This is a genomic window from Alcaligenes sp. Marseille-Q7550 (genome assembly GCF_965112015.1).
Window position 1 is genome coordinate 154,438 of the sequence record NZ_CBCOPU010000001.1, and the last position, 24,124, is coordinate 178,561.

Annotated in this window: 21 protein-coding genes and 3 pseudogenes; 11 read left to right on the top strand and 13 right to left on the bottom strand. The window is 66.8% G+C overall.

What is annotated here, in order from left to right:
* Window positions 1-129: 129 nt before the first annotated feature.
* Genes ACWPWO_RS00710 through ACWPWO_RS00740 form a run of 7 tightly spaced genes read left to right on the top strand, consistent with a single transcriptional unit; the run spans window position 130 to window position 5,449 of the window.
* Window positions 130-1,170 (top strand): TonB-dependent receptor, encoded by a 1,041-nt coding sequence (locus tag ACWPWO_RS00710; protein WP_454003632.1) that lies wholly within the window; start codon window positions 130-132, stop codon window positions 1,168-1,170.
* Window positions 1,167-2,213: a TonB-dependent receptor domain-containing protein gene (locus ACWPWO_RS00715; protein ID WP_454003635.1), complete on the top strand. Its 1,047-nt coding sequence runs from the start codon at window positions 1,167-1,169 to the stop codon at window positions 2,211-2,213. Before ACWPWO_RS00710 ends, ACWPWO_RS00715 begins: the two co-directional genes overlap by 4 nt.
* 26 nt (window positions 2,214-2,239) lie before the next feature.
* Window positions 2,240-2,938, top strand: a complete 699-nt coding sequence (locus tag ACWPWO_RS00720; protein WP_454003636.1) for a DUF4198 domain-containing protein — start codon at window positions 2,240-2,242, stop codon at window positions 2,936-2,938.
* Window positions 2,938-3,444 (top strand): hypothetical protein, encoded by a 507-nt coding sequence (locus ACWPWO_RS00725; protein WP_454003638.1) that lies wholly within the window; start codon window positions 2,938-2,940, stop codon window positions 3,442-3,444. Before ACWPWO_RS00720 ends, ACWPWO_RS00725 begins: the two co-directional genes overlap by 1 nt.
* A gap of 9 nt (window positions 3,445-3,453) precedes the next feature.
* Window positions 3,454-4,053 carry a cobalt transporter CbiM gene (cbiM, locus tag ACWPWO_RS00730; RefSeq protein ID WP_454003640.1) on the top strand — a complete coding sequence of 200 codons (600 nt, stop codon included), beginning with the start codon at window positions 3,454-3,456 and terminating at the stop codon, window positions 4,051-4,053.
* On the top strand, window positions 4,053-4,742 hold the full coding sequence (locus tag ACWPWO_RS00735) for a CbiQ family ECF transporter T component (protein ID WP_454003642.1): 690 nt from the start codon (window positions 4,053-4,055) through the stop codon (window positions 4,740-4,742). Before cbiM ends, ACWPWO_RS00735 begins: the two co-directional genes overlap by 1 nt.
* Entirely contained in the window at window positions 4,739-5,449 is a 711-nt protein-coding gene (locus ACWPWO_RS00740; RefSeq protein WP_454003644.1) for an energy-coupling factor ABC transporter ATP-binding protein, read from the top strand. The genes ACWPWO_RS00735 and ACWPWO_RS00740 overlap by 4 nt, the downstream gene beginning before the upstream one ends.
* Window positions 5,450-5,929: 480 nt before the next feature.
* Here ACWPWO_RS00740 and ACWPWO_RS00745 read toward each other — a convergent pair whose 3' ends face one another.
* The 5 genes from ACWPWO_RS00745 to ACWPWO_RS00765 all read right to left on the bottom strand — a co-directional run bounded on the left by ACWPWO_RS00745 (window position 5,930) and on the right by ACWPWO_RS00765 (window position 11,536).
* A complete protein-coding gene (locus ACWPWO_RS00745) occupies window positions 5,930-6,934 on the bottom strand; it encodes an ABC transporter ATP-binding protein (RefSeq protein ID WP_394063143.1) in 1,005 nt (334 codons plus the stop codon).
* Window positions 6,931-7,905, bottom strand: a complete 975-nt coding sequence (locus ACWPWO_RS00750; RefSeq protein ID WP_454003646.1) for an ABC transporter ATP-binding protein — start codon at window positions 7,903-7,905, stop codon at window positions 6,931-6,933. Before ACWPWO_RS00750 ends, ACWPWO_RS00745 begins: the two co-directional genes overlap by 4 nt.
* Before the next feature lie 3 nt (window positions 7,906-7,908).
* On the bottom strand, window positions 7,909-8,823 hold the full coding sequence (locus ACWPWO_RS00755; RefSeq protein WP_394063147.1) for an ABC transporter permease: 915 nt from the start codon (window positions 8,821-8,823) through the stop codon (window positions 7,909-7,911).
* Window position 8,824: 1 nt separating this feature from the next.
* On the bottom strand, window positions 8,825-9,811 hold the full coding sequence (locus ACWPWO_RS00760; protein ID WP_454003648.1) for an ABC transporter permease: 987 nt from the start codon (window positions 9,809-9,811) through the stop codon (window positions 8,825-8,827).
* A 153-nt stretch (window positions 9,812-9,964) separates the two neighbouring features.
* A complete protein-coding gene (locus tag ACWPWO_RS00765) occupies window positions 9,965-11,536 on the bottom strand; it encodes an ABC transporter substrate-binding protein (protein WP_454003650.1) in 1,572 nt (523 codons plus the stop codon).
* 252 nt (window positions 11,537-11,788) lie between these two features.
* Here ACWPWO_RS00765 and dinB point away from each other — a divergent pair, with 252 nt between their 5' ends.
* The 3 genes and pseudogenes from dinB (at window position 11,789) to ACWPWO_RS00780 (ending at window position 15,029) form a co-directional block, all read left to right on the top strand.
* Complete coding sequence (gene dinB, locus ACWPWO_RS00770) at window positions 11,789-12,943, top strand: DNA polymerase IV (RefSeq protein ID WP_454003652.1); 1,155 nt, start codon at window positions 11,789-11,791, stop codon at window positions 12,941-12,943.
* Window positions 12,944-13,133: 190 nt separating this feature from the next.
* Window positions 13,134-14,318, top strand: a pseudogene (locus ACWPWO_RS00775) (acetylornithine transaminase); the annotation flags it as partial.
* A 201-nt stretch (window positions 14,319-14,519) separates the two neighbouring features.
* Complete coding sequence (locus ACWPWO_RS00780) at window positions 14,520-15,029, top strand: 2,4'-dihydroxyacetophenone dioxygenase family protein (RefSeq protein ID WP_454003655.1); 510 nt, start codon at window positions 14,520-14,522, stop codon at window positions 15,027-15,029.
* On the opposite strand, the gene ACWPWO_RS00785 is transcribed toward ACWPWO_RS00780, so the two are convergent.
* The 6 genes and pseudogenes from ACWPWO_RS00785 to ACWPWO_RS00810 form a co-directional block, all read right to left on the bottom strand.
* Complete coding sequence (locus ACWPWO_RS00785; protein WP_454006217.1) at window positions 15,026-15,328, bottom strand: helix-turn-helix transcriptional regulator; 303 nt, start codon at window positions 15,326-15,328, stop codon at window positions 15,026-15,028. The genes ACWPWO_RS00780 and ACWPWO_RS00785 overlap by 4 nt on opposite strands.
* 111 nt (window positions 15,329-15,439) lie before the next feature.
* Window positions 15,440-16,033 (bottom strand): annotated as a pseudogene (locus ACWPWO_RS00790) (cupin domain-containing protein); the annotation flags it as partial.
* 89 nt (window positions 16,034-16,122) lie between these two features.
* A complete protein-coding gene (gene modD, locus ACWPWO_RS00795) occupies window positions 16,123-17,052 on the bottom strand; it encodes a ModD protein (protein ID WP_454003657.1) in 930 nt (309 codons plus the stop codon).
* Window positions 17,049-17,201, bottom strand: coding sequence for a hypothetical protein (locus ACWPWO_RS00800; protein ID WP_454003659.1), 153 nt, complete (start codon window positions 17,199-17,201; stop codon window positions 17,049-17,051). The genes modD and ACWPWO_RS00800 overlap by 4 nt, the downstream gene beginning before the upstream one ends.
* A gap of 365 nt (window positions 17,202-17,566) precedes the next feature.
* Window positions 17,567-19,687, bottom strand: a pseudogene (locus ACWPWO_RS00805) (malate synthase G); the annotation flags it as partial.
* 393 nt (window positions 19,688-20,080) lie between these two features.
* Window positions 20,081-21,022 (bottom strand): AEC family transporter, encoded by a 942-nt coding sequence (locus ACWPWO_RS00810; RefSeq protein ID WP_454003660.1) that lies wholly within the window; start codon window positions 21,020-21,022, stop codon window positions 20,081-20,083.
* A gap of 99 nt (window positions 21,023-21,121) precedes the next feature.
* Between ACWPWO_RS00810 and ACWPWO_RS00815 the strand changes: the two genes are divergently transcribed.
* Window positions 21,122-22,624 (top strand): AMP nucleosidase, encoded by a 1,503-nt coding sequence (locus ACWPWO_RS00815; RefSeq protein WP_454003662.1) that lies wholly within the window; start codon window positions 21,122-21,124, stop codon window positions 22,622-22,624.
* A 4-nt stretch (window positions 22,625-22,628) separates the two neighbouring features.
* Here the strand turns inward: ACWPWO_RS00815 and ACWPWO_RS00820 are convergent, their stop codons facing one another.
* A complete protein-coding gene (locus ACWPWO_RS00820) occupies window positions 22,629-23,282 on the bottom strand; it encodes a methionine ABC transporter permease (protein ID WP_454003664.1) in 654 nt (217 codons plus the stop codon).
* A 13-nt stretch (window positions 23,283-23,295) separates the two neighbouring features.
* Window positions 23,296-24,102 carry a MetQ/NlpA family ABC transporter substrate-binding protein gene (locus ACWPWO_RS00825; protein ID WP_454003666.1) on the bottom strand — a complete coding sequence of 269 codons (807 nt, stop codon included), beginning with the start codon at window positions 24,100-24,102 and terminating at the stop codon, window positions 23,296-23,298.
* Window positions 24,103-24,124: the final 22 nt, after the last annotated feature.

The following is a 24,124-nucleotide window of genomic DNA, read 5'->3' on the forward strand; positions in this document are numbered from 1 at the left end:
ATACGATACATGGGGCCATGCCTGCCGCCGGCGGGGATGCGCCGCCATTTGCCCCGGTGCTGATCCTTCTGGGCGAGCGCGTTGCGCGCGTCAGGCCGCCGGTCATTCTCTGGCACTCAAGGAATTTCGATGTTGTTGCACCTGGGTCGCGACGGCGGCATGTCGCGTCACGTTTCTGTCGTCCGGCCGTGCGCATGGAGCGCCGCCGTCCTGTCGGCCTGTCTGGCCGCGACCGTCCACGCGCAGCAGGCGCCCCGCCTGGACGCCATCGTGCTCAAGGGTCAGGCATTGCGGGCCGACGTGCTGCCGGTCACGGCCCAGAGCTTTGACCAGGAACTGATCCGCGACTCCGTCACGCGCCAGCCCCAGGAATTGCTGAACCGCGTGGCGGGCGTCAGCGTGGACAACTACAACCTGGGCGGCATCGCCGATTCGATCTCCGTGCGCGGCTTCAGCGGCGGCGGACATGGCGGCAGCCTGGGCTTCATGCTGGATGGCATCCCCTTGAACGAAGCCATGTCGCACGATGACGGCTACGCGGATCTGAATGTGGTCATTCCGCTGGAACTGGAGCGCATGACTGTCTACAAAGGTCCCAGCTCCGTGCTGTACGGCAACTTCAACCGTGCAGGCCTGGTGGAGATGCAGACCCGCAAGGGCGGCAACTACCAGGAGGTGGACGCGTCCGGGGGCTCCTTCGGCACGGGCGACCTGCAGGGCGCCGTTGGCGCCGAGAACGAGGCCGGCCAATTCAATGCGGCCATGCAACTGGGCCGCAGCAATGGTTTCCGCGATGATTCGCGCTTCGACAAGGGCACGGTGGCGGCGCGCTACAACTGGTTCGTCAATCCGGATCTGGACATCGCTTTTTCGGGGCGCGCCTACAGCGGCAGGTGGGATGCCGGCTCCTATGTCACTCAGGACCGCTTCGACCGGGACCCCTACAGCGTGGATCCGCGCGTGCAGGGCGATGGCGGCAAGAAGGATTTCTTCACGGGCCGGGTGGACGTCAACCATGCCCTGTCCGAGCAGCTCAAGCTGCTGAGCTTCGCCTACGCCACGCACCAGACCTTGACCCGCTGGTCCACCTACCCCAAGGATGCGATGCCGGACGGCCCTGGAGCCAGAGCGAGGATGACTACAAGCGCACCGTGCTGGGCGCGGGCATGAACCTGAACGGCCGCCACATGCTGGGCGGCGGTTCGGAACTGAACTGGACCAGCGGCTTCGAGCTGTACCGCGAGACCACGGACTACCTGCGCTTCGACGGCGAGCAGGATCGCTCGCGCGCGGGGCTGGAGCCCGGCAGCAACCGCCGCTACCGCCTGGACAGCACCGGCTTGTTCGGCGAAGTGCAGTGGGTGCCCACGCCCGTGTTCCGTCCCACGGCGGGGCTGCGCTTCGATACCTTCAAGGGCAAGTGCTCGGTGCGCGGCAGGGAGCTGGCCGACGGACGGGACTGCTCCTCCACCGAGCGCTACAAGCAGTTCAGTCCCAAGGTCGGCTTCAGCTCGCAGGTCGCTTCCTGGCTGGATCTGCGCAGCAGCTGGAGCCGCGGTTTCGCCTTGCCGCCCGTGGAAGCCATCTACAAGCGCGGCGTGGACCTGAAGCCCAATACCTTCGACCAGATCGAGGTGGGCGCCAAGTTCGACCTGCTCGATTCGCTGGAGGCGGACCTGGCCTGGTATCGCCTGACCAGCAGCAACGAGATCGGCACCGTGGGCGGGGTGGCGCAGAACTTCGGCAAGACGCGCCGCGACGGTGTGGAACTGTCCCTGGGCTGGGAGTTCGTACCCGACTGGCACCTGGCCGCCGTCACCGCCTGGTCCGACAGCGAGGTGCTGCGCAATCCCGATCCCCATGCCGTGGGCGCGCGCGTGGCCAATGTGCCGCGCAGCACCAGCCGCCTGGAAGTGTCCTATCGCCCGGAACTGGGCCTGGGCGGTTTCGCGGCCGTGCGTCATGTGGGCCGCCAGGCGCTCAATGTGCCTGACGCCGAGCTTCGCGAGCAGCGCATGGCGGGCGCCTACACCGTGTTCGACGCCGGCCTCAGCTATCGCTTCAAGCACAAGGGCACGCATCGCCTCTACCTGAACGTGGCCAATGTTTTCGACAAGAAGTACGCCTCCAGCGCGTTCATGATCTCCGGCCAGCCGCTTTATGGCGTGGGCGCGCCGCGCAGCGTCATGCTGGGCGCCCAGCTTTCGTTCTAACCTGTTTTTTATTGATGGAGTCTGTCATGAAAAAAAGCCTTCTTTCCGCATTGGCCCTGTCCCTGTCCTTGACGGGCCTGGCCCAGGCGCATGATGCCTGGCTGGCGCCCCAGGACGGCAACTGGGCTGTGGTCTACGGCCACAAGGCCGGTCTCGAGCCCTATGCCAACGACAAGGTCAAGCAGGTCCAGGCGGTGGACGCCCAGGGCAAGGCGCTGCAGGTGCAGCGCCAGGACACCGACAAGGGCGTGGTGCTGAGCTTTGCGGGCGAGCCCGCCCTGGCCACCCTGGTGTTCGACAATGGCTACTGGAGCAAGGCCCCCGGCGGCAAGACCATCAATGTGGCCAAGGACGAGAACAAAGGCGCCACGCATGGCACGCATCCGGTCAAGTATCACAAATACATCATGGACTGGTCCGCCCAGGCCGGCCGGCCCGCAGGTCAGGAGGCGGAGATCCTTGCCCTGAACGCCCAGGCTCCCAAGGCCGGCGAGAAGGTCGAGGTCCAGGTGCTGTACCAGGGGCGGCCGGCCGCCGGCTGGGCCGTGGGCATCGACGATTCCGAGGACAGTCCGCTCAGGACCGACGCGCAGGGCAAGGCCTTCTTCGACGTGACGCCGGGCCGCAATTTCATTTCCGCCAGCCACCGCGTGCCCGTGCAGGGCGATCCCAAGACCGACGAGAACTCCATCTCCGTCAACCTGATCTTCAACGCAGGCCAGTGATGAAGACGGTCCAGCGACTCGCCGCCGGCGTGCTGGGCCTGTCCGCCCTGTGGGCGGGCGCGGCCTGGTCCCACGCCCTGATGCTGTCGGCCCAGTCCGGCGCGCAGGGCGTCACCGGCCAGCTTTTCTATTCCGACGGCACGCCCGCCGTGGACGAGCGGGTGGAATTCTTCGCCCAGCCCGGCCCGATCGACGGCGATCCCAGGCATTACACCCAGACCGACCCCCAGGGCCGCTTCGCGTGGCCGGACGCCCCCGACGGCCATTACCTGGCCGTGGCCTACGGCATGGAAGGCCATCGCGCCCAGGCCGAGGTGGCCGTCAGCGCCGCCTCGGCGGGCTCGGCCGTGCCGGCCGCGCAGGCGGCCGACCTGGCCTTGATCCGCCAGGACATCGCCCGCCTGGAGGCGCGCGTGCGCCTGTCGGATATCGTGGGCGGAATCGGCTACATTGTCGGTTTGGCGGGCGCGTACCTGTACTGGCTCAGCCGCCGCCGTCCCCGCTAGGCGTCGACCATGCATCTATCCGAAGGAATCCTGTCCGCTCCCGTCGTCACCAGCAGCCTGGTCCTGTCCGGCGCGCTGGTGGCCGCCACGGTGCGCCGCCTGAACGAGCGCACCATTCCGCTGGCGGCCATGCTGGGCTGCGTGTTCTTCGCGTTGGGCACCATACACGTGCCGGTGGGGCCCGGCAGCGTGCACCTGATCCTGAACGGGCTGCTGGGTGCGCTGCTGGGCTGGACCGCCGTGCCCGTCATCGCCTTGGCCCTGGTGCTGCAGGCGGCCCTGTTCGGCTTCGGCGGCTTTGCCGTGTGGGGCGCCAACCTGCTCATCATGGGGTTGCCGGCCGTATTGGCCCATTACCTGGCCTGCCCCTGGCTGCAGACGCGGCCCCTGCTGGCCGGCGCGCTGGCCGCGGCCGCCGGCGTCAGCGGCGCGGCGCTCGTGGCCGCCGCGCTGCTGTACCTGAGCGGCGGCCATTTGTTCGCCAAGGCCATTGCAACCTTGTTCGTGTTCCACCTGCCCATCGTCGCCATCGAGGCGGCGGTGACGGCGCTGTGCCTGCGCGGCCTGCAGCAACTGCGCCCGGACGTGTTCGCGCTGCTGCGCTCCTGATGGCCGCGCGCGACGCCCGGCTGCCTTTGCTGCTGGCGTTCGCCGGCAGCCTGATGCTGGCCGTCTCGCACGATCTGGCGCGCAGCGTCCTGGCGGCCGTCCTGCTGCTGCCCCTGGCGCTCTGGCGCTGGCGCGGCCAGCAGCGCGCCTTGCTGCGCCGCCTGGTCCCCGCCAATATATTGCTGCTGTTCATGCTGCTTTTGCTGGCAGTGGACATTTCCGCCTGGAGCCTGTCGCCGGCGGGCCTGGACCTGGGACTGCTCGCCCTGGCGCGGGCCAATGGGGCCATGTTGTTGTGCGCCATCGCGTTGCGCCGTCAGAATGCCGATTCGCTGGCGGCCGGCATCGCGGCCCTGACGCGCTCGGACAAGCTGGCGCTGGTGGCCTTTCTGATGATCCGCTACCTGGAAGACATTCGCCAGGTGCGCCTGCGCCTGGAGCGCGTGCTGGCGGCGCGCGGCTTTCGCTTTCGCGGCGACCGGCACAGCTATCGCACGCTGGGCCTGCTGCTGGCCCACCTGTTCCTGGACGGCCTGGACCGCGCCACCGCCATCGCCCGGGCCATGCAGGCCAGGGCCTATCGCGGCCGCTTCCTCGTGCGGGCGGGCGCGGGCCCGGCGCGGCGCGACGGCTTGCTGGCGGCCTTGGCCCTGATGGGGCTGGCGCTGCTGTTATGGATGCCCTTATGAAACCGATTTCCCCCACCCCTGCCGATTCCCTGATCGAGGCGCGCGGCCTGTGCGTCGAGCAGGGCGGGTTGCGCATCGTGGACCAGCTGGACCTGGATCTGCTGCCGGGCGAGCGCCTGGCCTTGCGCGGGCCGTCGGGAGTGGGCAAGACCACTTTGCTGATGGCTCTGATGGGCTTTCTGCCCCTGCACGGCGGAAGCTTGCGCATCTTGGGCCACGCCCTGGCGCGGCCGCGCGATTTCGACGTGTTGCGCGGGCCGGTGGGTTTCATGTTCCAGAACCCCGACGATCAACTGTTCTGCCCCACGGTGCTGGACGACGTGCGCTTCGGCCCCTTGAACCTGGGATTGGATGACGCCCAGGCCACCGAGCGGGCCTGGGGCGTGCTGGAGGCGCTGCACATCGCCGAGCTGGCGCAGCGCCCCTGCGCCGTGCTGTCGGGCGGGCAGAAACGGCGCGTGGCCCTGGCGGGCCTGCTGGCCATGCGTCCGCGGCTGCTGATCCTGGACGAGCCCACGGCCTCGCTGGATCGTCGGGCGGCCGAGCAGGTCGAGCAGGCGCTGCTCGACTGCGGCCTGCCCCTGCTGTTCGCCACGCACGACGACGCCTGCGAACAGGCCCTGGCTACCCGCAGCCTGCACATGCAGGCCCCTCACCCCGCCGTCACGCCGGCGCCGGGCCTGCAGCCTTTGCGTCGGCGGGCTTGATTTGTTGGAAGAGAGTTCCTGTGGGGTGGGTTGTTTGGGCCAAGCAAGGAAGAGTCTCGGTCTTCTTGAGGGGGACTGGCTGGGGCTGTCCGGCTGGGCCTCTCGCCCGTGCTGCGCACGGGTGCCCTTGTCCATTGCCCGGAGCAGGCGCCCCGTTAACTCGGACGGTGGCTTGTCCCCCGGACAAGCCACAAGCGTCGCCCTCAAACAGAACGGGTCTTGCCTCCTGCCCCGGTCAACGGTCTGCGGCGAGAGCCCTGACTCGCCCGCCAGCCCCAGCCAGTCCCCCTCAAGAAAACAGCATCGCTTTACTTGGCCCAAACGGCGGTGTGCCAGCGTGATCAAGACATGGAGCGCAGTGACCCAAGGCCATGGCGCCTTCACAAAGACCATTCTTGCCATTGCTTAGCCGACCCCAAGCTTCCCCTGCTTCTGAACAGGTAGAGCCCCCCTGTGACTTCATCAAGGAAGAGCCCGTATTCACGGCTCGCTGCGACCCTCCTGCACCGCATGGCAGGCCACTTCGTGCCCGGCGGTGTCCAGCAGCGCCGGCGCCTCGCGGCGACAGCGTTCGTTGGCCAGGGGACAGCGCGGATGGAAGGTGCAGCCCGAGGGCGGGTTCAGCGGGTTGGGCACTTCGCCGGCCACCGGGATGCGGCTCTTGCCGGCTCCGCTCATGTCGGGAATGGCGCCCAGCAGCATGCGCGTGTAGGGGTGGCGCGGCTGCGAGAACAAGGCGTCCCGGCCGGCGATTTCCACGATGCGGCCCAGATACATCACGCCCACCCGGTCGGCCACGTGGTGCACCACGGCCAGGTTGTGGGAGATGAACAGATAGGTCAGGCCCAGTTCGCGCTGCAGGTCCTTCATCAGGTTGAGCACCTGGGCCTGGACGGAGACGTCCAGGGCCGAGGTCGGTTCGTCGCAGACGATGAACTCGGGCTGCATGGCCAGGGCGCGTGCAATGGAGATGCGCTGGCGCTGGCCGCCCGAGAACTGGTGCGGGTAGCGCTGCGCATCCGCCGGGCTCAGGCCGACCTGGGTCAGCAGCTCGCCCACCTTCTGCTCCTGCTCCTGGGCCGTCAGGCGCGTGTGCGTGACCAGCGGCTCGGCGATGATGCGGCCCACGCGCCAGCGCGGATTCAGGCTGGCGTAGGGATCCTGGAAGATCATCTGGCGGCGTTTGCGCATGGCCTGCAGCTCGGCCTTGTCCATGGATTGGATGGACTTGCCGTCAAAGCGGATGTCGCCGCGCGTCAGCGAATACAGGCCCGTGAGCAGGCGCGCCACGGTGGACTTGCCGCAGCCGGACTCGCCCACCAGGGCCAGGGTTTCGCCCTTGTTCAGGGTGAAGCTCACCCCGTCCACGGCGCGCAGGCTGACCTTGGGCTTGCGGTACACCAGGCGCTCGAGCAGCGGCGGCGAGACGTCGAACCAGCAGGCGGCGTCCTCGACGTGGACCAGGGCTTGATGGGAGGTGCTCATGCGGGCTCCTGTTCATGCAGCCAACAGGCCGCCAGCGTTTGTGGGGGAACGGGCATCAGTTCGGGACGCTCGCGCAGGCACCGCTCCATGCGGCGGCTGCAGCGCGGATTGAAGGCGCAGCCCGGGGGGATGGCGTTCAGGCGCGGCATGCTGCCGGGGATCTGCTCCAGGCGTTCCAGCTGGGCGTGCAGGTTGGGGATGGAGCGCATCAGGCCCGCGGTATAGGGATGGCTGGGCTTCTGGATCACGTCCTGCACCGGACCGATCTCGATGACGCGCCCGGCGTACATGACGGCCACGCGGTCCGCCGTCTCGGCGATCACACCCATATCGTGCGTGATCAGCATCACGGCCGTGCCCTGCGAGCGGCACAGCTTCTTGAGCAGATCGATGATCTGCGCCTGGATGGACACGTCCAGCGCGGTGGTGGGCTCGTCGGCCACGATCAGCTTGGGCTCGGCCGCCAGGGCCAGGGCGATCACCACGCGCTGGCGCATGCCGCCGGAGAACTGGTGCGGGTAGTGGTCGATGCGCTCGCGCGCGGCCGGGATGCCGGTGGCCTCCAGCAGTTCGATGGCCCGTTCGCGCGCCTGTTTCCAGGACAGCGGCAGGTGCGTCACGATGGTCTCGGCAAGCTGCCGGCCGACGGTGTACAGCGGGTTGAGCGAGGTCAGCGGGTCCTGGAAGATGGCGCCGATCCGACGGCCGCGCACCTTGCGCATCTGTTCTTCGTCCAGATTGTCGATGCGCTGGCCGTCCAGCAGGATCCGCCCGCCGCTGATGCGTCCGGGCGCATCGAGCAGGCCGATGATGGAGGAGCCGGTCAGGGACTTGCCGGCGCCCGACTCCCCCACCACGCCCAGCACTTCGCCGGCGCTGATGGAGAACGACACATGATCGAGCGCATGCAGCACGCCATGCCGGGTCGGAAATTCGACGCACAGGTCTTGGACAGTCAATAAGGCAGTCATGGTTCAGTTCAGTTTGGGGTTCAGGGCGTCGCGCAGCCAATCGCCCAGCAGGTTGACCGACAGCACCAGCAGCACCAGCATGGCGCCGGGGAAGATGGTGATCCACCACTCGCCGGAGAACAGGAAGTCGTTGCCAATGCGGATCAGGGTGCCCAGCGAGGGCGAGGTGGCCGGCACCCCCACGCCCAGGAAGGACAGGGTGGCCTCGGTGATGATGGCGGTGGCCAGGTGCACGGTGGCCAGCACCAGCACGGGCCCCGTCACGTTGGGCAGCACGTGGCTGAACATGATGCGCGGCGCGGACACGCCGATGACGCGCGCGGCCTGGACGTACTCGCGGTTCTTCTCCACCAGCGTGGAGCCGCGCACGGTGCGGGCGTACTGCGGCCAGCCGGCCAGGGCGATGGCCCCGATCAGCACCGGGAAGGCGATGGCATCGTGCATGTTCAGCGGGAAGACGGCGCGCGCCACGCCGTCGATCAGCAGCGCGATCAGGATGGCCGGGAAGGACAGCTGCACGTCGGCCACCCGCATGATGAAGGCATCCACGCGTCCGCCCGCGTAGCCGGCGACCAGGCCCAGCACGATGCCCGCGAGCATGGACAGAAGCACCGAGGCCAGGCCGATCAACAGCGAGGTGCGCGTGCCGTACAGCAGGGCGGAATACAGGTCCCGGCCCTGGCTGTCGGTGCCCAGCAGGTAGCGGGCCTCGCCGTCGGCGGCCCAGACGGGCGGCTTGAGCGCGTCGATCAGGTTGATGGAGGCCAGGTCGAAGGGGTCGAAGGGCGCTATCCAGCGGGCGCCCAGGGCGCCGATGAACAGCAGCAGCGTAAGGATGGTGGCCGCGACGGCCATGGGGGAATGGCGCCACGACCAGACCAGGTCGCTGTTCCAGGCGCGTTTCAGGCTGGCGCTCATGTCAATGCCCCTTGGCGCCCGACAACTGGGAGCGCAAACGCGGATCGACCAGGAAGTACAGCAGGTCGACCAGCAGGTTGATGATGACGAAGACCAGAGCGATCAGGCACAGGTAGGCCGCCATGACAGGGATGTCGGCGAACTGCACGGCCTGGATGAAGAGCAGGCCCATGCCCGGCCACTGGAAGACGGTTTCGGTCACGATGGCGAAGGCGATGATGCCGCCCAGCTGCAGTCCGGTGATGGTGATGACCGGCGCCATGGTGTTCTTCAGGGCGTGTCCGAAGTGGATGGCGCGCCGCGAAAGGCCGCGGGCGCGGGCGAACTTGATGTAGTCGGCGCGCAGCACTTCCAGCATCTCCGAGCGCACCAGGCGCAGGATGAGCGTGAGCTGGAACAGGCACAGGGTGATGGCCGGCAGGATAAGGTGCTTGATGCCGTCCCAGGTCAGCAGGCCCGTGCTCCACCAGCCCAGGCGCACCACCTCGCCGCGGCCGTAGCTGGGCAGCCAGCCCAGCAGCACGGAAAAGACCAGGATCAGCAGTATGCCGATCAGGAAGGTGGGCAGCGAGATGCCCAGCAGGGAGAAGGCCAGCACGCTCTGGGCGAGGAAGCCGTTGCGTTTCAGGGCGGTGTATACCCCCAGCGGCAGGCCTATGAGCAGGGCCAGGAAGGCGGCCACCACGGACAGCTCCACGGTGGCGGGCAGGCGTTCCTTGAGCAGTGTGGAGACCGGCTGGGCCTGGCGCAGCGACAGGCCGAACTCGCCCTGCACCGCCTGGCTCACGAAGCGGGTGAACTGGACGGGCGCGGGCTGGTCCAGCCCGAGGCTGGCGCGCAACTGGATGCGATCCTGTTCAGTGGCGTCCTGGCCCAGCATGATGGTGACCGGATCGCCGATGTAGCGGAAAAGCACGAAGGCCAGCAGGCTGACCGTCAGCATGACGAGGACCGCCTGGATCAGGCGGCGAATGATGAATACCAGCATAGGCTGCTCCTGGTGGAATGCGAGGATCACTCGCGACCCCAGTGTTGTCTTTATAGTTTGAATTCGTCCATGGATTGCGCAATGGGGGGCATGGCTCCCTGCGGCGGCAGGACAGGTGCGCCGCCCCGGATGCGGGACGGGCGCGGGACGGGTTTACTTGATGGTCACCCACTGGGCGGACAGGCGGTTGTCGGCGCGGTGGATCACGTCCACGTTCTTGGCCATGGCCCCGGGAATGATCTGGTCGTGCCGGGGGATGTGGCCGAATTTCTTTGCGTGGATCTCCAGGGCCTTGTGGATGGCCGCGTCGCGCTTGGCGGTATCGGTCTCGGTCTTGATCTGGTCGATCAGCTTGTCCGCCTCGGCGTTCTCGTAGTTGCCGAAGTTGAAGGAGCCGTCGGCGCCTTCGCCCTTGCTGTGCATCAGGCTTGGCAGGGTGTACAGGGCGTCGAAGGTGGGCGCGCCCCAGCCGAACAGGTAGGCGCTGGTGTCGTAGTTCTGCACCTTGGGGAAGTAGGTGGCGCGCGGCATGGCGTTCAGGCTGGCCTTGACGCCGGCCTTGGCCCACATGCCCACCACGGCCTGGCAGATGGCCTCATCGTTGATGTAGCGGTTGTTCGGGCAGTCCAGCGTGAAGGACAGGGAGTTCTCGTAGCCGGCGTCCTTGAGCAGTTGCTTGGCCTTGTCCAGGTCGTAGGGCACGCGCTGGGCCAGCTCCTTGGTCCAGCCATGGACCTGGGGCGCGATCATGGTGCCGGTGGGGGCGGAGGAGCCGCGCATCACGGCCTTCTTGATGGCCTCGGTATCGATGGCCAGGTACAGGGCCTCGCGCACGCGCTGGTCGGCAAAGGGGTTCTTGCCCTTGATGGCGCTGTACTTCAGTTCGGGACTCTTCTGGTCCAGGCCCAGGAAGATGGTGCGGTATTCGTTGCCTTCCACGATCTTGGCCTGCTGGCGCAAACGCTGCAGGTCCTGGGCGGGCGGATCCAGCACCAGGTCCACTTCGCCCGAGAGCAGCGCCGCCGTGCGGGTGGCGTTCTGCTTGATCGGGGTGTAGATCACTTCGGTGACGTTGCCGATCTTCTTGTCCTTGTTCCACCACTGCTCGTTTTCCACGAACACGGTGCGCACGTCCACTTCACGCGACTTCAGCTTGTAGGGGCCGGTGCCGTTCGTGTTGCGCGCGGAATAGGTTTCCTCGTTCTTGTTGAAATCCTGCGGCTGGGCGGCGTTGTTCTTTTCCGACCAGTCCTTGTTCATGATGAACACGTTGGTCAATTGGCGCAGCAGCACGGGGTTGGGGGCGGTGGTGATGATGTCCACCGTGTGCTCGTCCACCTTCACGGCCTTGTCGATGCCGTTCACGTAGGCCTTGAAGTTGGAGGTGGGCGCCAGGGCGCGATGGATGGAGAACACCACGTCGTCGGCCGAGAAGGGCTCGCCGTTGTGGAATTTCACGCCTTCGCGCAGCTTGAAGCGCCAGACGGTGGGTTCGCGCTGCTCCCAGGACGTGGCCAGCGAGGGCACGATCTTGAAGTCCTTGTCGTAGTCCACCAGCGGCTCGTACACATAGGAGCTGCCGGTGATGATGAGGTTTTCATTCTGGGCGTGCGGGTCCAGGGTCATGAAGTCGCCCTGGCTGGACCATCTCAGCGTTTTGGCATGGCCGGCCAGGGGTACGGCGACCAGGGCCGCCAGTGCGGCGGCCAATAGTGTTTTTTTCATGAAAACCTCCTTGTGGGGTGTGTGGTTCGCTGACGAGTGGCTGCATAGTATATGAGTGATCCAAGCGGGCTCAATACGTAATTTCAGCTATAAGTCAGATCATCTCAATACATATCTTCAGCGAAAAGCCACTGTTATTTAATTTAGTGACCCAAGTCATCCATCTGTTCATTCAGCCGGGCGCTCGGTCTTGACGCTACAATAGTGTCTATATATACAGTATGGAGGCTGGCCAAGGCCCAGGCGCAGGGGATGGAATCGCTTGACCGACGCATCGCGCACGTGGACATGGATGCGTTCTACGCCTCCGTGGAGCTCTTGCGCTACCCGCATCTGCGCGGCCTGCCCGTGGTCATCGGCGGGCGCAGCACCCAGGCGCCGCGCCAGTTGCCCGACGGCAGCTGGCGCCTGGCGCGCCTGGGGGATTATGTCGGGCGCGGGGTGGTCACCACCTCCACCTACGAAGCGCGCCAGTTGGGCGTGTTCTCCGCCATGGGCCTGATGAAGGCGGCCCAGCTGGCGCCCCAGGCCATCCTGCTGCCGGCCGACTTCCACGCCTATCGCCATTTTTCGCACCTGTTCAAGCAGGCCGTGGCCACGGTGTCCGACCGCATCGAGGATCGCGGCATCGACGAGATCTACGTGGACCTCAGCCACAGGACCGAAGACAGCCTGGTCCTGGCCGAGCAGATCCGCCGCGCCGTCAACCAGGCCACGGGCCTGACCTGTTCGGTGGGCGTCACGCCCAACAAGCTGCTGTCCAAGATCGCCTCCGAGCTGAACACGCCCAACGGCGCCTGCGTGCTGACCATGGAGGACGTGCCCACGCGCATCTGGCCCATGTCGGTCGGCAAGATCAACGGCATCGGCCCCAAGGTCTTTCAGAAGGTGGCGGGGCTGGGCATGCACCAGATCGGGGAAATGGGGGCGGCGCCGGCCGAGCTGCTGCAGGAGCATTTCGGCCTGCGCTACGCCCGGTGGCTGATGGCCGTCTCCCGGGGCCAGGACGAGCGGCCCTTGTCCACCGAACGCATCCCGAAGTCCACCAGCCGCGAAACCACCTTCGAGCGTGACCTGCACGTGCGCCAGGACCGCGCCCGCCTGTCGGCCGTGCTGCAGGCCTTGTGCGAGCAGCTGGAGCAGGACCTGCGCAAGTCCGGCATGTGCGCCCAGACCATAGGCGTCAAGCTCAAGTTCGAGGATTTCAAGATCGTCACCCGCGACCTGTCCCTGCCCGCGCCGGTGCTGGCGGCCGACGCCATCCTGGCCGCCGCGCGCCAGAACCTGAAGCGCGCCGTGCTGGACCGGCGCCTGCGCCTGCTGGGCGTCAAGGCCAGCGCCCTGCTGCCCATCAGCGAGCTGCCCCCGGAGCAGCCCCGCCAACTGAACCTGGACGGCCTGTTCTAGCTGCCAGGCCCGTCGGCGCGCGGCTTGCGGCCGGCCCGGGCGCCCCGTTTGTGCCGGAAAAGGGACAATCGGCGGCCGGAAGACAATTGTCCCAGGCTCAAGCGTTCCGGGCGGGGCAGGCTGCGTTAGAATTGGCTTGTCCAGCCGCCGGGCTGGTTTATTTTTTCTTCTTTGATCAAGGTTTGCCGTTATGGAATTCGATCGGGCCGGTGTACGTGCATTAATGGAAATTACCCAGCGTCCGGAGTTGGTTTTCGTGCGAGGAGAAGGTTCCTGGCTGGAAGACCACAACGGCAAGCGATACCTGGACACGGTCCAGGGCTGGGCGGTGAACGCGCTGGGCCACAGTCCCGCCGGCGTCATCAAGGCGATCAACGAGCAGGCCGCCAAGCTGATCAATCCCTCGCCCGCCTTCTACAACGAGCCCTCCATCGAGCTGGCCAAGCGCATCGTCACGCACTCCTGCTTTGACCGCGTGTTCTTCGCCAACAGCGGCGCCGAGGCCAACGAAGGCGCGATCAAGCTGGCCCGCAAGTGGGGCCAGTTGAACAAGGATGGCGCCTACAAGATCATCACCTTCGACCATTCCTTCCATGGCCGCACCCTGGCCACCATGTCCGCTTCGGGCAAACCCGGCTGGGATCGCCTGTTCGCGCCCCAGGTGGAGGGTTTCCCCAAGGCCGAACTGAACAATCTGGAATCGGTCCGCGCCCTGATCGACGACAAGCCCGTGGGCATCATGCTGGAGCACGTGCAGGGCGGGGCCGGGGTCATCCGCGCCACGGTGGAGTTCCTGCAGGGCCTGCGCGCCCTGGCCGACGAGCACAAAGTGCTGCTGATCGTGGACGAGGTGCAGACCGGCATGGGCCGCACCGGCACGCTGTTCGCCTACGAGCATGCCGGCATTCGTCCCGACATCATGACCCTGGGCAAGGGCATCGGCGGCGGCGTGCCGCTGTCGGCGCTGTGCGCCCGCGAGGAAGTCTCCTGCTTCCAGCCCGGCGACCAGGGCGGCACCTACAACGGCAACCCTCTCATGACCGCCGCCGGCGTGGCCGTGTTCGACGAACTGACCTCGCCCGGCTTCCTGGACGCGGTCAACGCCCGCGCCCGGCAACTGTCCGAGGGCCTGCTGGCCATCAGCGCCAAGTGGGGCATGCAGGGCGAGCGCGGCTCCGGCCTGCTGCGCGCTTTGATCCTGGACCAGGACGACGGTCCGGCCATCGTCAACGCCGCCCGCGAGCGCGCGCCCGAAGGCATGCTGCTCAATTCGCCCCGCCCCAATCTGCTGCGCTTCATGCCCGCCCTGAACATCACGTCCCAGGAAATCGACCTGATGCTGGCCTGGCTGGATGAACTGCTGGTGCAGGTGCGCGGCTATGTCCTGCTGCCTTTCCCTGAAAAACCCGCCTCCTCGGCGGGTTTTTTCTTGCGCGCCCGGCATGGGCGCGGGCGGTCCGTGCCGGAAGCGGACAGACGCCGCCCCACATCATGCGGTTTCCGGATAGTTTGGCGGCGTACCGATTCCTAGAATGAAGTCCGGCATCACGCCTTCATTCCAACAGGAGACAAACACATGGAACAGACCGTCGACAAGTACATCGAGGTGGAGCAGCGCCTGGATCAGGTGCGGGACCAGTTTGCGCTGGTGGAGGGCCATTTCGACACGTCGGAAGAGACCTCGCCGTGGATTCCCTGCATCCCCAACATCTGGCTGCGCCACCTGAGCTTCGACGTGCGCAACAACGTATCCGTGCACATCATGCGCGCGGACAAGGGCGGTTCGCTGGGCCGGCATCGGCACCGCGCCAAGGTGACCGGCTACGTGCTGAAGGGCAGCCTGCGCTACGAAGAATATGACTGGGTGGCCAGGGCGGGCGACTACATCCATGAAAGTCCCGGCCGCACGCACACCCTGGTCTCCGACGAGGGCATGGAGACCTTGTTCCACCTGGGCACGCCCATCGAGTTCCTGGACGAGCAGGATCGCATCATCGAGATCGTGGATGTGTTCTGGATGATGGACCACTACCTGAGCTACTGTAAGCAGCACGATCTGCCGATCAACAAGGCCATGTTCATCTAGGCCGGACCGGGCGGCGCGCGCCGCCCCGTGGCGCTCGGCAATTCGCCGAAGCGCGCCTGGTAGTAGGCGGAGAAACGGCCCAGGTGCCCGAAGCCGTGCGCCAGCGCCACCTCGGTGACGCCGACGCGCGGGTCGGCCAGCAGGCGTCGGCGCGCGGCCTCCAGGCGCAGGTTGCGCGCCCAGTTCATGGGCGATTCCCCATGGTGGCGACGGCACAGTATGTGCAGCGCCCGCGGGCTGAGCCCGGCCGCGCTGGCCAGGTCGGCCAGGGAAACGGGAGCGTGCAGGTGACCCAGCACGTAGGCCTGCGCCTGCCGCAGGCGCGCCAGCCCGGCCCGGGCCTGTGACCCGAGCAGAACCTGTTCGCGGGCCGCTGGCTCCTCGGCGACGCCGTGGCACAGCAGGAACAGGGCGAGTCCGGTCTCGACATGGCGCAGCCAGGCGGGATGGTCGGAGCCGGACAAGGACAGCAATTGCCGGATCAGGGCCGCCCACTGCGGCGCGTGGCGGCTGTCGATCTTGCCTGCGGGAGCGGGGCGTACGCCTGCCGGCGCATCCTGCCCAGAGGCCCCGTCGAAAAGGGCATGGGGAACCTTGAGAATGAGCTGTTCGCAACCGCCCTGCCAGAGCGTGCGCACCTGCTGGCGCGGCGACAGGATGGCGACCTCGCCCGGACAGGCGGTCAGGGTTCAGCCGTCGCTGATGAATTCGGCGACGCCGCGCAAGGGCATCTGCACCAGGCTGAAGCCCTGGAAGCCGTCGGCCTGGATCTCCACTTCGGCCCCGTAGCCCAGGATCATGACGCTGATGCGGCTGATGTCGCGGCGAAACAGCGTCGTGTTGACGCGGCCCCGGCCCCAGGTCAGGCCGTGCTTGGAGATGACTTTGCTCAGTTCCTGATGCGACGGGTCCGCCGCCTGAGAATGAAAGACCGGGCTGCGGTACAGTCCCGACAGGTCCAGCCCTGCTGCCGCCGCCATGTGGAACCCCCCGTTCCGGAGCATGAGTGGAAATGTGGCAAGGGCCTAGTGTAGGCCCGCCCGGTCGGCGCCTGCATGGGGGGTATCCCTGAGCGCTTCATCCGGCTCGCGGCTCAGCGAAACCCGTCGGTTCCGGTGGCCGGCACTCCGGTGGCCGGCATCCCGGTGGCCGGCAGCGTCTGTTCGCCGCGGCCGCCGGCCAGTTCGATCTTCACGCCGATATCGGCCGGTTTGGCGTAGTGCAGGCTGCTGGTCACCAGCGCATTCACGCCCGTGGCCGCATAGGCGGCGGCGTTGCCGGCGTGGATGCCGCCGGCCGCCAGCAGGGGGACGCCGGGATGGGCGGCGCGCAGCTCGGGCACGATGCGCGCCAGGATCTCGGGCGGCACCTTGTCGAACTGGACCACGTCGGCGCCGGCTTCGATCGCGCGGCGGGCCTCGTCCAGGCCGTCGGCTTCGATCACGATCTTCTTTTCGCACATGGCGTGCTTGTGGCGGTCGACGGCCTGCCTGACTTCACCCCAGCCGCCCAGCAGGGCGCGATGCTGGGGAAAGACCAGAATGGTCTCGCCCAGGCCCAGGCGGTGGGGCATGGCGCCGCCGGCCAGGGTGGCCTTGAGCGCCAGCTTGCGCAGCCCCGGCGCGTGCTTGCGGGTGGTGAGCACGGCCACGGCGGGGTTTACGGCCTGCACGGCCCGCACGACCTCATGCGTCAGGCTGGCCACTCCGCAGGCGAATTCCAGCAGGTTCTGCCCCACCTTCCAGGCGCGCAGCAGCGCCTGCGCCGGCCCCTGGGCCAGCAGCAGGGCCTGGCCGGGCGCGGCGCGCGCGCCGCTGCGCAGGTGCAGCCGGGTCTGGCCGCCGCAGGCCTGCACCAGACGCACGACTTCCTCGGTGCCGGCCACGGTGATCTCGTTCCTGACCATGAAGCGCAGCATGGCCGGCTGCTCGGTCAGGCCCAGCATGTGGCTGGTCAGGTCCAGGTAGGAAGCGTCCTCGCTGATCCACTGGTCGATCTGGCTTTGCTCGAAAAATACGCTCATGTGTGATTCCCATGGCGCCGCAGCGCCGGAAAGCAGCCCAGGAACCGCGTCCAGGAAGCCAGGGCTGGCGTGCCGGGGCGTCCCTTCAGCACGGCCAGGCTCAGGTCGATGGGCTCATGGCAGACGGCGGAAAACAGCAAAGATCTCATGGGATTTCCTGTTGGCGGTTTCGTTATGTAGAAGAGTTTATAACGAGAACGGGCAAACAGGAATCGCCCGCAGCGCGTCGGTAGGAAAGGTCATGCGCAGGGGAGTCTTCAAAGGCATCGCCGTCATCGCGGCCTGATCGTTCCGGCGGTAAAAAATACCACCACGCTGCGCCTTCGGCTTGCCGCCCCAAGGGGGCGCTTTTTACCTTGGGCGATGCGGCATTCCGGCAGCCCGGCGGCAAAAAAATCCCCGCTGGCGAGGCGGGGATTCCTGGGGATGGGCCTGCCCCGCGCGGGGCGGGCGGCGCAGCCGGGCTTAGACCGTGGCGTGGGCTTCTTTGAAGACCAGGCAGCCTCGGTCTCGTGGGCTCGGTGTAGCCGTTGGGCTGTTCCAGGCCTTTGAGCACCAGGTCTTCGGCGGCCTTGTAGGCCTCCGACGTGTCGAAGTTGCCGGCCATGTCGCGGTAGGCGGGGTCGCCGGCGTTCTGCTTGTCCACGACGGCGGCCATGCGATGCAGGGTCTGGACGACCTGGTCGCGGGTGACGACGCCGTGCAGCAGCCAGTTGGCGATGTGCTGGCTGGAGATGCGCAGCGTGGCGCGGTCTTCCATCAGGCCCACGTCATGGATGTCGGGCACCTTGGAGCAGCCCACGCCCTGGTCGATCCAGCGCACCACGTAACCCAGGATGCCCTGGGCGTTGTTGTCCAGCTCTTCCTGGATTTCCTGGGCGGTCCAGGTGGGTTTCTCCACCACGGGGATGGTCAGGATGCTGTCCAGGTAGTCGTTGTTTTCGTTTTCCAGGCTCTTCTGGACTTCCACCACGTTGACCTGGTGGTAGTGCAGCGCGTGCAGCGTGGCGGCCGTGGGCGAAGGCACTCAGGCGGTGTTGCCGCCGGCCTTGGGGTGGGCGATCTTCTGCTCCAGCATCTCGGCCATCAGGTCGGGCATGGCCCACATGCCCTTGCCGATCTGGGCGTGGCCGCGCAGGCCGCACTGCAGGCCGACCTGGACGTTGTTGCGCTCGTAGGCGGGTTGCCACGTGGCTTGCTTCATGTCGGCCTTGCGCACGACGGGGCCGGCCTGCATGCAGGTGTGGATCTCGTCGCCGGTGCGGTCCAGGAAGCCGGTGTTGATGAACACCACGCGCTCGGTGGCCTTGGCGATGGCGGCCTTCAGGTTCACGCTGGTGCGGCGCTCTTCGTCCATGATGCCGATCTTGACCGTGTTGGCGGGCAGGCCCAGCAGGGCTTCGACGCGGTCGAAGGTTTCGCAGGCGAAGGCCACTTCGTCGGGGCCGTGCATCTTGGGCTTGACCACGTACAGCGAGCCGGTGCGCGAATTCTTCTTCAGCTGCAGGTCGCGCATGCCGATCAGGGTGGTGACCACGGCGTCCAGGATGCCTTCGGGGATCTCGAAGCCTTCGCCGTCGATGATGGCGGGGTTGGTCATCAGGTGGCCCACGTTGCGCACGAACATCAGCGAGCGGCCGGGCAGCACCTGGGCCTTGCCTTGCAGGTCGGTGTACTGGCGGTCTTCGGCCAGGCGGCGGGTGAAGACCTTGTCGCCCTTGCGGATGTCTTCGGTCAGCGAGCCGGTGATCAGGCCCAGCCAGTTGCGGTAGGCCAGGGTCTTGTCCTCGGCATCCACGGCGGCCACGGAGTCTTCGCAGTCCATGATGGTGGTCAGGGCCGATTCCAGGACGATGTCCTTCACGCCGGCCGGATCGGTCTTGCCGATGGGGCTGTCGGCGTCGATCTGCAGCTCGAAGTGCAGGCCGTTGTGCAGGAACACGATGGCCTCGGGCGCGTCGGGCTGGCCGCGGTAGCCCAGCAGGGTGGTGGTGTCCTTCAGGCCGGTGCTGCCGCCGTCTTCCAGCGTGACGCGCAGGGCACCGTCGACGATGGCGTAGGAGGTGGCCTGGTCATGGCTGCCCTGGGCCAGCGGGATGGAGTCGTTCAGGAACTGGCGGCCGAAGGCGATGACCTTGGCGCCGCGCACGGGGTTGTAGGCGCCGCCGCGCTCCGCGCCGTCGGTATCGGGGATGGCGTTGGTGCCGTACAGGGCATCGTACAGGCTGCCCCAGCGCGCGTTCGCGGCGTTCAGGGCGTAGCGGGCGTTCATGATGGGCACGACCAGTTGCGGGCCGCCCTGGTCGGTGATCTCGGTGTCCACGTTGGCGGTGTTCACCTTTACGGAGGCGGGCGCATCGTGCAGGTAGCCGATGGATTTCAGGAACGTCTTGTAGGCGCCCATGTCGGCGATGGGACCTGGGTTCGCGCCGTGCCATTTGTCCAGTTCGGCCTGCAGGCGGTCGCGCTCGGCGAGCAGCGCGCGGTTCTTGGGAGCCAGGTCATGTACCAGTTTGTCGAAACCAGCCCAGAAGGACTCGGAGGAAACACCAGTGCCGGGCAAGGCTTCTTGCTCGATGAACTGATGAAGCACCTCGGCGACTTGCAATCGCTGGCAGGAGATTCGTGTGGTCATGGTTACCCTTGCTGATAGTGAAAAGTGATTCGGTAAAGGCGATGTCGCAGACCAACCCGAAGCAAAGGCCGGGCGTACATCGCTGCTGCAACCCGCCCGATACAGCCGGCGGGCGGGGGTCGGGCGCGGGACGCTGGCCGCGGCGCAGGCGTCGGGGCTCGTATGGCATCAGGGCAAGCAGACCGTCATCCAACGGCATATAAAAAACGCTAAACCCTCGCAAACAAGCTCTAACGGAGGCTAATTTTGCGGCTTGATGGCAGACGGCACACGCGCGTCCAGCACAACGCCAGGTTGGATAACGCTAAATTATGAAGGAGTCGGCCTGCCCGAATCTCATACTTATTGTAATAAGACTACATACTTAATGTATTTACTGGTTTTCGACAAGTCTTATATATGAGGTAGAAGACGTACGAGCACCGAAACGGTCGCCACGGACAGCAATGTGGACCACAGGATGGAGCGCGAGATCAGGGCGCTATCCCGCATGTAGAGCGCCGCGAGCATGAATGGACCGGTGCCGGTGGGCAGGGCGGAAAGCAGTACGGCGATGCTGGCCCACATCACCGGCATATCGAACAAAACGAAGGCGAACAGCGCAGCCAGGGCTGGCTGGACGAGCAGTTTTAGGCACAAAACAACAGAAAGACGTGTCCGCTGGGTGGACAGGGGGGCTTGCGGTTGCGCCAGAAACAGTCCAATGCAAACCAGAGCGCAGGGGCTGGCCGCCGCGCCCAGCAGGCCGGCGGTGCTGGACAGGCCCGCGGGCAGCCGCAGTTCGCCCAGGGCGAAGGCTGCGCCGGCCAGCGGCGCCAGCACCAGGGGGTTGCTCAGCAGCGAACGCCCCACCGTCAGGGCCACGGCCAGGCCGTTGCCGCCGCGCTGGCGCAGGAACTCGATCTTGGCCAGGGTGAAGGCGAACAGCAGGCAGGCCGTCATGACGATGGCCAGCGCCACCACGGGCAGGCTTTGCGGACCATAAAGCATCAGGCACAACGGGATGCCCATGTAGCCGGAATTGGAGTAGGAGGCCGAGAGCGCGTCCAGGGCGGCGTCCGCGCGCTCCACGCACTGGCGGCGGCTGGACAGCCAGCCCAGCAGATAGACGACGGCGATGCTCAGCAGCGTGGCGGCGATGAAGCCGGGCTGGCGCAACTGGTCCAGGGGGATTTCGGCCATGGCCTTGAACAGCAGCGCCGGCAGGGCCAGGTAGACCACGAACTTGTTGAGCGCGTCCATGGCCTCCCCGCCCAGCACGCCGCCGCGCCGGGCCAGCCAGCCCAGCAGGATCAGGGCGAACGTGGGCAGGACGGCGTTGATGATCTGGTTCACGGCAGGATAAGGGGCGGAAGCGATAAGCGGGCACTATAAACCGCTTATGATTGTCATGCTGTCTTTCTATACTCGTTTTTTTGCCTTGGAACTGTCGCCATGCTTGAGCAGACCGGTTATGCCCGCACCACGTCCACGCCCGAACTGATCCCGTTCGACGGTTACGAGGACGCCGGCCGGGCCGTGGAGCAGTTGCGCGCCATCTACGACCGCAACACGGCTTTCCTGCGCGACTCCTTCGCCCAGTGCCTGCAGACGGGCTTTCCGCGCGGCCAGCGCTTCCGGGCCTGCTATCCGGCGGTGCGCCTGCGCGTGGACACCTACCAGGAAGTGGACAGCCGCCTGTCCTACGGCCACGTGGTCGAGCCCGGCACCTACATGACTACCATCACCGCGCCCGAGCTCTACCACGACTACCTGCTCGAGCAGCTGGAGCTGCTGATCCGCAACCACGGCGTGAAGGTGGAGATCGGCGAGTCCTCCCTGCCCATCCCCCTGCATTTCGCGTTGAACAACGGGGTGAAGTCCGCCGTCACCATCGTGCTCGAATCCCCGGGCGACACCTTGAGGGACCATTTCGACGTGCCCGACCTGGCCGTCATGGACGACGCCATCGTCAACGGCACCTGGGAGCGCGTGCACAACGAGCCCCTGCCCCTGGCGCCCTTCACCGCGCCGCGCATCGACTATTCCCTGCACCGACTGCAGCACTACACGGCCACGCGCCCGGAGTATTTCCAGAACTTCGTGCTGTTCACCAACTCCCAGTTCTACGTGGATGAGTTCTGCCAGTGGGCGCGCGACGTGCTGGCGGCCGACGACCAGGGCTACATAGACCTGGTCGAGCCGGGCAACATCATCACGCCGGCCGGCGCCCATGCGGCCACCATAGGCTCGCCGCTGGCGCGCGCCCCGCAGATGCCTTCCTACCACCTGCGGCGCGCCAACCATACCGGCATCACCCTGATCAACATCGGCGTGGGCCCATCCAACGCCAAGACCATCACCGATCACGTGGCGGTGCTGCGCCCGGCCGCCTGGCTGATGCTGGGCCATTGCGCGGGCCTGCGCACCACGCAGCGCCTGGGCGACTACGTGCTGGCCCATGGCTACGTGCGCCAGGACCATGTGCTGGACGACGACCTGCCCACCTGGGTGCCCATCCCGCCGCTGGCGGAAATCCAGGTGGCCCTGGAGCAGGCCGTGGCCGAGGTCGCGGGCCTGTCGGGCTGGGAGCTCAAGCGCATCATGCGCACGGGGACGGTGGCCTCCATCGACAACCGCAACTGGGAGCTGCGCGATCATCACGAGCCGGTGCGCCGCCTGTCGCAGTCGCGCGCCATCGCGCTGGATATGGAGTCGGCCACCATCGCGGCCAACGGCTTCCGCTTCCGCGTGCCCTACGGCACCTTGCTGTGCGTCTCCGACAAGCCGCTGCACGGCGAGCTGAAGCTGCCGGGCATGGCCAGCGAGTTCTACGCCCGCCAGGTGGGCCAGCACCTGCATATCGGCATACGGGCGCTGGAGCTGCTGCGCGACATGCCCAAGGAGCGCCTGCATTCGCGCAAGCTGCGCAGCTTCCTGGAAACCGCCTTCCAGTAGCCTGCTAGCGGTGGTTCACCCGCCGGGCGAGCCATTCGCCTGCGAACTGGATCAGCGACACCACCGCGATCAGGATCACGATCACCTCGAACATGACGCGGGTCTCGTAGCGCTCGTAGCCGTAGCGTATGGCCAGGTCTCCCAGGCCGCCCGCGCCCACGGCGCCGGCCATGGCCGAGGCGTTGATCATGGCGATGACGCTGACCGTCATGCCGCCGATGATGCCCGGCAGCGCCTCGGGCAGCAGCACGTGGCGCACGATGTGGCGCCGTTCGCAGCCCATGGCCCGCGCCGCCTCGATCAGGCCCGGGTCCACATCGTTCAGGCTGACCTGGGCGATGCGCGCGAAAAAGGGAATCAGGTTGGCCGACAGCGGCACGATGGCCGCCCAGGTGCCCAGCGTGGTGCCGACCAGGGCGCGCGTCACCGGCAGCATGGCGATCAGCAGGATGATGAAGGGCACGGCCCGGAAGGCGTTGATCAGCACCGACAGCGCCTTGTGGCAGCGCGGCAGGGGGTGGATGCCGCCCTTGCCGGTGATGGCCAGCACAAGCGCGATGAGCAGCCCCGCCGCGATGGCGATCACCGAGGAGACTCCCACCATGATCAGGGTCTCCAGGAAGGCGGCCAGGTACTTGTCGAGCGCGGGCGAGGACATGGCGGACGCGCTCTCAGTCGAAGACGGGAATCACCGAGCCCTCGAACTTGCTCTCGATGAAGTCCTTGACCGCGGGCGAGTGGTAGGCCTTGACCAGTTCGGGCACCCAGGGCGCGTCCTTGTCCTGCTCGCGCACCGCGATGATGTTCACATAGGGATTGTCCTCGGCCTTCTCGACGGCGATGCCGTCGCGGGTGGCGATCAGGCCGGCCTGGTAGGCGAAGCTGTTGACGATGGCGGCGGCGTCCACGTCCTGCAGGGAGCGGGCCAGCACCACGGAGGTGCTCTCCACGAAGTCCAGCTTCTTCGGGTTGCTCGCCACGTCGGCCAGCGTCACCGCGCCCTGGCGCGGGTCCGCGCCGTCCCGCAGGGTGATCAGGCCGTGGTCGCGCAGCACCACCAGCGCGCGGGTCTGGTTGCTGGGGTCGTTGGGAATGCCGATCTTGGCGCCCTCGGGCAGATCCTTGATGTCCTTGTGCCGGCGCGAGTAGAAGGCGATGGGCGAGATCAGGGTGTTGGCCACCGGCACGATGCGGTAGCCGCGCTGCTTGACCTGGTCGTTCAGGAAAGGGATGTGCTGAAAGGCGTTGGCGTGCAGGTCGCCGTTGTTCAGCGCCTCGTTGGGGCTGGCGGTGCCGGTGATGACCACCGGCTGCACCTTCAGTCCGCGCTCGGCCGCCACCTGGGTGACCACTTCCCAGATCTGCTCGTCCACCCCGCCCCGCACGCCGACTTTCAGCGGGGCGTCGTCCGCCGCCCAGGCCTGGGTGGCGGTCAGGATGAACAGGGCCAGCAGGCGGCGTGCGAGATAGGGCTTCATGACGGCTTCCTTCGGGAGTGCA